The organism is Enterococcus gallinarum NBRC 100675 (assembly GCF_001544275.1).
Lineage (GTDB): Bacteria > Bacillota > Bacilli > Lactobacillales > Enterococcaceae > Enterococcus_D > Enterococcus_D gallinarum.
The window spans coordinates 1-8,843 of the sequence record NZ_BCQE01000054.1 but is presented as its reverse complement, the minus strand read 5'-3'; the positions used below and the strand labels follow the sequence as shown (position 1 = coordinate 8,843).

At 39.0% G+C, this 8,843-nt stretch carries 7 protein-coding genes; 1 reads left to right on the top strand and 6 read right to left on the bottom strand.

The genetic code is table 11. The features are described from left to right. Nucleotides 1-114: 114 nt before the first annotated feature. From EG2_RS17740 to EG2_RS17715, 6 genes are read right to left on the bottom strand one after another with little or no spacing between them, the layout of a single operon-like run. On the bottom strand, nt 115-1,206 hold the full coding sequence (locus tag EG2_RS17740; protein ID WP_060815640.1) for a CHAP domain-containing protein: 1,092 nt from the start codon (nt 1,204-1,206) through the stop codon (nt 115-117). After that, nucleotides 1,206-2,147, bottom strand: coding sequence for a conjugal transfer protein (locus tag EG2_RS17735; protein WP_060815638.1), 942 nt, complete (start codon nt 2,145-2,147; stop codon nt 1,206-1,208). Before EG2_RS17735 ends, EG2_RS17740 begins: the two co-directional genes overlap by 1 nt. Further along, nucleotides 2,144-4,108 carry a CD3337/EF1877 family mobilome membrane protein gene (locus tag EG2_RS17730; RefSeq protein WP_060815637.1) on the bottom strand — a complete coding sequence of 655 codons (1,965 nt, stop codon included), beginning with the start codon at nt 4,106-4,108 and terminating at the stop codon, nt 2,144-2,146. Before EG2_RS17730 ends, EG2_RS17735 begins: the two co-directional genes overlap by 4 nt. Further along, nucleotides 4,109-6,631: an ATP-binding protein gene (locus tag EG2_RS17725; protein ID WP_060815635.1), complete on the bottom strand. Its 2,523-nt coding sequence runs from the start codon at nt 6,629-6,631 to the stop codon at nt 4,109-4,111. Then, complete coding sequence (locus EG2_RS18675) at nt 6,606-7,013, bottom strand: TcpE family conjugal transfer membrane protein (protein WP_082709601.1); 408 nt, start codon at nt 7,011-7,013, stop codon at nt 6,606-6,608. The genes EG2_RS17725 and EG2_RS18675 overlap by 26 nt, the downstream gene beginning before the upstream one ends. A 1-nt stretch (nt 7,014) precedes the next feature. Further along, complete coding sequence (locus tag EG2_RS17715; RefSeq protein ID WP_060815634.1) at nt 7,015-7,233, bottom strand: hypothetical protein; 219 nt, start codon at nt 7,231-7,233, stop codon at nt 7,015-7,017. A 1,390-nt stretch (nt 7,234-8,623) separates the two neighbouring features. Between EG2_RS17715 and EG2_RS19925 the strand changes: the two genes are divergently transcribed. Next, nucleotides 8,624-8,809, top strand: a complete 186-nt coding sequence (locus tag EG2_RS19925) for a hypothetical protein (protein ID WP_115241666.1) — start codon at nt 8,624-8,626, stop codon at nt 8,807-8,809. The last annotated feature ends 34 nt before the right edge of the window (nt 8,810-8,843 follow it).

Sequence of the window (8,843 nt, the reverse complement as noted above, 5' to 3'; positions counted from 1 at the left end):
AAAAATGGGGCTGAAGAATCAATTCTGATTCATCAGTCCCATAAATTATAGAGCCACAAAAACAACTAAACAACAAAATTATTCCTTTTTTCACGTTTCTATTCCCCTTCTTTCTTATTTTACTTTCCGAACCAAACTTCGAATTTGTGTTTGATTATATGTGCGTTGATACCGTGCCATGATTCGCCCCTGCTCGGCGTTTTGTTCCACACTAGAAAAACTTTGTCCACCATTTGAGACATCCGTTATGATACCGGTGTGGCCATAAATTCCGGGAGACAACGCACCGCCTGCTTGCCAATTTATCACGTCTCCTGGCTGTAAATCACTCGGCTTTGGATTCATGATTACTTGCCAACCATACGCTGCCCAATCATAATCTTCTCCAATTAACATCGCAAAAGAATGACCAGAACCCATTAATTGCGGGCCACCTAATTGCGAGACATACCAAGCCGTGCCTCCATAACATTCGCCATTATATACCGATTGTCCAATCATACGATCTAAAATTTTCGCATTGCCTTTGCTTTTTCCTGAAATAGGCGTACTTTTGGTCGGTAATGACTGCCAATGTTGGATCGCAAAGGCATCATATTCTGTTAAATTGTAGGATTTTATAATTCCCATCGCTCCTTGATAATACGCACTTCCTTCGGAAATTCCTACCGCCGCATAGCCTCCACGTCCTAAAATCAATAGACAACTACCGGGGTCTTTATTCCCAACACACGGATTAAAATTACTTTGACTCGCCACCATAAATCCATAATAGTCATAACATGCTTTCAAGTTTGGGAACTTCATATAGAAGCCCCCCTCTGAACCACCAACCCCCCGGGCAGACCCTTGCGGATAGGGACAACCAGAAAACCACGTAATCCCAAAAAAGTTTGTATCATTTTTTCCAGAGTGTGATTGCCCATAGGACGATTCCCAACCCAATTGAGACAAAATCACACTAGGCAATAAATGATACTTGACTGCCGCGCCAACGGCTGCTTGCGCATGTTCATCCGTTATCGGCCCACGTCCTTTGATCTCTTTAAAAAGAGGCAAGCTTTCGATATACTTTCCTGTATAAGCGACACCGCTTGTGGAAGCCGTCTGTTTTGTTGAGTAGTCACCAGACAGACCAACGAGCACAAGCAATAAAAAAAGGCAACTAATCAGAAAGACACCACTCAAGAAAAAAAGTTTTTTCATTAGTGAATCGCCTCAATTCGAAAGTTGCCATTGGTTAATTGTTTGATCGTTAATTCATAACTCATTGTATGACGTAACTTCGTTTCTTGATCTTGATAAAGAACATCACAACGAATCTCAAACATCTTCTTTTTCTCTGCCACCTGTATATTGGCTAGCTCTTCAAACACCAGTGGTTGTTTAATCGGGAGAAGACTCGTCCCATAATACTTTAATTCTTCCTCATTGGCTTTTGGATAAATACTGAAAAACGTACGTAGAAACTTCTCTATTCCTTCTCGTTCCTTTTGAGAAAGACTCGTTGTTTCCATACGAGAAGTAACGTTGATCGTTGCTTTTTTCACATGACTGGCTAAAATGGGTAATTTTACGACGGCATACGCAGCGTTGTTACGATAAACCTCTAGCGTATAGACACGCTCTTTGATTGCTTTTCCACATTCCAACGAGACATGAAAAGTGACCACAAACGTATTCTTTTTTGATTCATGTTCGTCTATCGACCAAATAGACACATTTTTTACTTTCATATCCGTTTCTATTGCTTTGTCTAGTTCTGTATCCATTGGAAGCCCATCGGCTAAATAACTTTCTAATGCTTTTGTTCGGTCTGAGCGTTGATCCCCCTCTTGACTCACCGTAAAATACAATACCACAAAATTCTTCACATAGTTTTCTATCCCAGTCACATCTTTCAATTGTTTATCAATCACCTTTGTCTCATGTACCGTATTTGTATCTCTAGATGTTAAATTATTATAGATCCCAAATCCTACACTAAAAATCAAAAAGCCCCAACCCATAAGAAAAAGGAAGCGCCGTTTTCGCGCTCCCTGATAGCTTTCTTTTTTTTCTCGTTTTACTTTCTTGCCTTTTCCTTTCTTTTCTTTTGGTAGGACTTCTTGATCAGGAGTAGTGGGTGTTTTTTCCTTCCGAATCATTGCCTCCCTCCTTCATTCTTTTTTTTCTCATTTTTTCCTTTTTCCGAAATGTTTTGAAATAAGGATTGTTCTTCTCTTATGTGTTGACGAGAAGTAATCCTTCGAGCAACCGGAGGTATCCTTGTACCATTTATGGCACTTGTACGTGTTTGTAATTTTCCCAAAATGACTTGTCCCTGACCTGCTTGGTGCGCCAGCGAACGCATCACTCGTTGTTTTTTCTCTTGTTGATCCCATTGCAACATATCTTTTCGCGCATCATAAAGATTCTTTTGTCGTTCATTCGTAAAATTACGTGCCCGTGTTTGACGTTCCGATTCACTCATTCGACCATAAAGATAGTCTTGTTTTATTTCTCGCGCTTTGTATTGCGCATTGGTTGGGGCATACTGCACTACTCGTTTCCATTGTTCTGCCTTATTCCCAACAGTTGCCGGTAATTCTGACATGGCAGAAACTTTTTTGCCTATTCGTTCAAAAAAAGGTGTAGTCGTTGTTGTTCGTTGACTCCTCAAGGATTTTGAAAGTCCTTGGCCAGTTACGCTTCCAGCAACTCCTCCAACAAATCCTCCACCGATTCCTCGGAATATCCCTTGGCTAAACGAGCCTAACACCATGCCTCGTAAGAAACGTCCCGTCCGATCACCTGCTTGCGTTGGTGCACCCCCAATTTTCATCCAGCCTAATAACTCATTGACACGTGTGGAGACAGAAAACCATAACGCAATTTGTAAGAAACTTGTCCAGATCAACCCTTTGTCTTTGGACAAGGCATTTAACTCATGGCTAATAGAAAAAGTAATCGTTAAAATGAGTAAGATCCCCATTTTTGTAAACAATAATTGAAAGACCTTCTGTAAGGCATTGCCTAACAAGCCACTCGAATTTGGAAACAGAGAAAAAATCATGGCAACTGGCAAAAAGCCCACAAACAACAAGAACAATACTTGTGACGCAATTAAGGTAACGACTAACACCAATACCCCAATACTAATGACGATATTGACAATGAAGGTCAGAAACACCATACCAAATCGCAAATATACTTTCTGTACCGAAAGATTGCCATTTTTTCGCTCAGTGACTTCTTCTTCCACCAAGTCATTCCGCTTCCCCTCTTCACCATAAGGAGATTCTTTTAATAAATGGGTAATCCGTTCTGTTCCAACTACTTTTTCATCACTATCCCCGAATTGTAACACCAACCAAGGTTGTTTGATTTGAAGGGAAAACAAGTTTTCGCGAACCGCTTTGATTGCGTCTGCTTTTCCTTTTTGTTTAGGTAAAATTTCTTTGGCAATTGTTAACATTTCACTATTGATCTCTTTTTGTACTTCATTGGCTTTCTCTAAATACGTAGTTGTATGCATAAAGAACACTCCGCAACAAATAAACGTAAACAAAAATAGCACTGCTTGTTGGATCGCTCGTGTAGGCTGTTGTTTTACCACGCCTTGATAAATCACCGAACAACCCGCTAAAGCAATTAATAGGCCGCCAAAAAAAGGCACTAACCCATGACTAAGTGTGCCAGAACCATTCATCCCAGCAATACTCTGAATCGTATGACTTAACGAACCAATCAATTCTGAAAGAAAGTCCAACTCAAAGGCATCTTGCACAATAAATCCTAGAAAATAACACAGATACACATTTAACATCCAGACAATATTTGTGACGGCAAATATTCCATAAATGACTACATCAGAAGCTCCTTCGAGCCATTTCCACGGTAACCATTTCCATGATGTATCCATAAAAAAGTCTAAATTATAATTATCTAAAGAATATTTTTCAAAATTGTATACGGCATTTTTCCCACCTATGGTTTCTTTTACCCAACCAGCTGCTTCTACAAAGGTTGGGTGAAAGAAAAAGATCCCTAGCATTATGACTAGACTGACACAAATCAGCTTTCGGTGAGTAACTAAAAAGACTCCCTTTGAATACCACTGTTTCATCTAGATCCCCTCAATTTCTTCCATCCGTTCTACTGAGTCCTCTTCTTCGCTTTCTTCATCCATTGGTGGACGTGTATCAAAGGCATGGAACACATCTTCAAACCAATAATACACATACAAAATGCCGACATTGCCATGAATGTCACAAAATAGACACTCTCCATTTTCTAGATTTTTCACACGCTGGATTGTTTCTTCCGTGACAGAAATCCCACAAAAATTTAACGCTTTGATAATTTCCTCTCGATCATTGGAACGGAAGATAAATTTCAATCCAATTTTACTTTTCATTTTTTCATCGCCTAAATCATCGGTATTTTGTGTGGAGAAATCAATTCCTGCATTCCGAGAACGCCCTTCACGAACCAATTTATTTCCTAGAATTTTCCCTTGTGCAACATTCAACCAAGCCCAGCTTTCATCTAATCCAACTGCTTTATAAATTTTTCGATTTTGTTTGATAAAGTCTAGCGCATAGGTTGCTAGGCTCATCATAATAGCGACACTTAAAATTTCAGAAGAGTTATAGTCATCTGTTCCAGTTTCACTATCTGGCAACGTTAAATCTTGAACCAATGCAACATTACATTTGGCATCCAAATTTAATCCTTGTTGGTTCGTTCCATCTCCAAATAATAAACCTGCAATGGATAGTTCTTTGAAGCTTTCAATATGTTTCGCTAAACGTTTCGCGACTTCTGTTTCTTGCGCATATAATTCCTGAATCACCAGAAGCAGTCCTTTTACCCCTTCAAAATCAGAAACAGTTTTTACTGCTCGTTGCAACAAAGGAAAACGGTCTTCGTCTCGAATACTGACACCGGTAATATAGGTCAGCACGTCCAACGCCAAGCTTTCTTGGTCTTTTTTCTTTCTCATCAACTGAAAAGGATCGAGCGATCCAATATTTTCTTTTTCGCTTGTAATATTGACGATCTTTAAATACGGCGCAAAATAAGGCAAATCTTCTGCCCATTTCAAACGTTCCGATTTTGGATCAATACAAAAGGCCAAGGCACCAAACAACACCGACCAAAACAACAAGAGATTTTCTGTTAATGATTTTCCGCCACCCAATGAACCAATTAAGGCTTTGGCAAGGGCATTGGTGACGGTTCCTTTAACCCCTTGTGCCGCTAACCACGGTTGAATGAACACTGGTGCACCTGTTTCGGCATTAAACCCAATAGGAATCCCACAGCTATCCCCTAAGTATTGCGTCGCACCAAAGCCTAAGCTGCCAACAAAATCTACCGTCACATATTGTCGGTAATCGTCAATCGTTCGTTGGCCTGCGGGGTAACATTCATAATGTAAAAACAGTTGCACATTGCACGGCACTTCTAAATACATATGATACCCATCAAAAAAACTTCGAACGTCACTCACACGTTTTAATAATTCATCGTGTGTCTGACCAGTTACACGTACCACTAACGACAATTGATACATATCTTCTCGCGTATCTTCTAGATTTTGTTCCAATTCATTCGCGGATTGATAGGCTTCTCGTACATTGTTTCCAACATCTTTTCCAACGGACACCCCACTCTCATAGATATCCGATAGATCACTCTTTTTTCCACGGACTTTTGTCAGCGCAGAACGATTATCTAAACATTCGATATCCAAAGAACAATCAATGGGGAAATCTAATTCCGATTGAAGAAAATAAAAAATTTCGGATTGAAAAGGAAACGATAAATCACGCGTCATACGAGAAAGAGCTAAATAAGACACATAGTCTTCTTCCATTCCTTGATCCAAAATTAAATAATTTTTCTTTTCCGTAATCCCTGCACTAGCTAGATTCAACACATCATACTGATAGGCATACGTCGTGTTCTCTTCTTTGAAACTAGTTGGACGAACCACAACTTCTTCTAAAGATTGTTCTTTTTTGCCTTCTAAATGTTCCACTAAAAAGACCATGTCTTCTGGCGTTGTTTTTCGTAAACAAAAATATTTCCCAATACGGTTGTATAATAGGCTTTCTAATCGTTGATAGCGGTGGATTTTTTCGTTTGGAATAGTTTCAAACCCACCAAATAAGCGGGCATTAGATCGGTGGAAAAAATCTTTGGCAAAGATCCGGCATTCTTTGAGCCAACTTTTTTCTGCTTGGTCATTTTTTTCCAATACCAGCTCAAAGCCCAGATAGCATCGGACTTTTTTGATATAGTTGCCATGCATCTCTTCTAAGATTTCTTGTACACTATCTAAATGTTGATACGCCATCTGCTTTAGTTTTCCTTTGGAACGAACCAATTTCTTAGACGACACTATAGCTTTTTCAATCCGTTCTTCATCGGTACAAAAGAAGAAGCGTACATGTGGCGAATGACTTTGACGAATCAAACGCATGATTGCTTGTTGGAATTGATAGGCTTGTTCTTCGGCTACAAAACTATAAGAATACATCGGTAGTTCATAATAGGCATATACACGCTCTTCTTCACCAAAAACCAAATTTCCTTCTAAATAATGAAAAGGAATTTTAGGAAATGCTTTCGGTAGCCCCATCTTCTTCACCTCCATAACGCACCACACAACGAATCCTTCGTTGAATTGTTTTTTTCTTTATAGGCTTTGCCCATTGTCCATGAAAAGATTCTTTTGGACGACACTGAAACAAAAGGAAGGAAGCCAAATAAAGATACGGCTTCCTTCCTTGAAATTGTTTTCGTGTCATAAAAAAAGCAAACAACCACGGACAAAAAATTTGTCGAGTAAGGGTATGATCCATGATAAATGGCGGAATTTTAAACATGCCCAATAAAAAGCCCATCCCAAACCATATCGCAAAAGTTTGGGTGACAGGACGTGGTAACGCTACTCCGTCCCATAACTTATAAAAGACGCGTTCAATATTCCAAATCTTTGTCCAATTTCGTACATGATTCATTTTATCGCCCCCATGATTGCATACGATCGAGAATCCAGTTGAATACCCCAGACGTATCTCCCACTAACCAAATAGCCACTGCCAATACAAGTATTAACGGAATCACTTTGCTTGCTTTTCTTTCAAAGGCAATATAGGCCGCACCTGCAAGCATGCCCAACATAATCAAATACTTAAAATCACCCACAAAATCTGTAAATATATTATGAAAAAAATTCATGTTATTTTCCCTCCTTGTCTTATATACACTCAACATTTTTAATGAATACTGAAACAGTTCCACAACTAAAGTGAATAATCCCCATAAATACCTACTATAAAAAGGAACCCAGCGAGTATTAAGAGTGTTCTCCTTTCCCTTTTTCTTGCCTTTTACGTAAAAAATACATGTACTTTCTTACACGTCGATACATCACTTGTACAGGAACATCTGTACAATACACACGGTGTTGCACACTTTTCTTTGTTCGAGGATCAATTTTCATGGAATAAAAATCATAAAAATATTTTCCCCGTGTATGATCATAAGTTCCTTCGATGACTAATGAAAAACTAGGGTGGCAACTCTAACAAATACAATTGATAGCCCCCTCGATTGGATAAAGAAAGAAATCCGAGTAATTTTAAATGATCCGCGACTGTTAAAAACATCCGCCTATTCCTCCCATACAAAAAAAGTCTGTAATCAGAATTGATTACAAGCTTTATATCTTTGATTCCTTCCAATTGGAAGTGTAATTTTTCGAATATAAAAATCATTTTGATTCGACGTTTTCAATCGATATTTCCAACATTCCTCATTTGCATATTCACAAATATAGCCCGTTTGATAAAGAGACGATTCTAATACTCGATGATCTAAAGCAATCGTATCCACAAGATATTCACTCCGTCCCTGTTCATTTCTTTGTCCTAAGATATAACATTCGACTGTTTTTTCGACATTTTCCTTTGTTTTTCTGGCTTCCTTTCTATAGATTTCCACCACATTTTTCACTTTCCGCTATCTAATTTTTATAAAAAAGCATTTAACCCCAACCCCTCTTGACCTTTCGGGAGAGTTCAGGGCGCTTTCTTTTTTATTCCTCGCTTTTTTTGGTTGGACACTTTCGTATACCCAATCTAAGCGATCATCGGCACCTGTACTTTTACACCGAGTGGCAGAAGAAAACAAGGGGCGAAAAAACTTTTTTGCCCATTTCATAAAAAACTTTTTCCTACAGCACGCCCTTGTTTTCTTCCACCACCCGTTGTGAACCAAAAGCACGCCGACGAACGCTTAGCTATACGAAAATGACCAACCAAAAACAAAAAAGTGAGGTGAATACGAATAAAAAAGAAAGTGAACTCTCCCAAAAGGTCGCCCGCCTCGGAGACAACTTGCGACCGAAAATGGTTGGTTGATTCGATTAAGCAGCAACTAAGGCAAATAAATATTACTGGAGGAATGAAACATGATAATAAACACACCGTACAAAGTAGGAGACATCTTTTATAGCTCTTGGGGCTACGAACAAACCAATGTTACTTTTTGGCAAATCGTGAAATTAACCGAAAAAACCGCTTGGTTCCGGCCAATCAAAAAACAAACCGTAAAAACCTATACCTCTATGAGTGGGGAAACAGTTCCAGTCCCTAACGTATTTATTGATTATCCCTTAGCAAGAACAAAAGACAGCATTGTTAGAAAACGAATCAATCCCGCACTATATTCCAATGAACTCTATGGGAATCGCAGCTGGGATACGTTTTATCGTTATGACAATGAGCCTGTTTATGAAAGCAGTTATTACTAAGAGGGAATTTCCCTCTTAGTAATTTTCTAAAAAA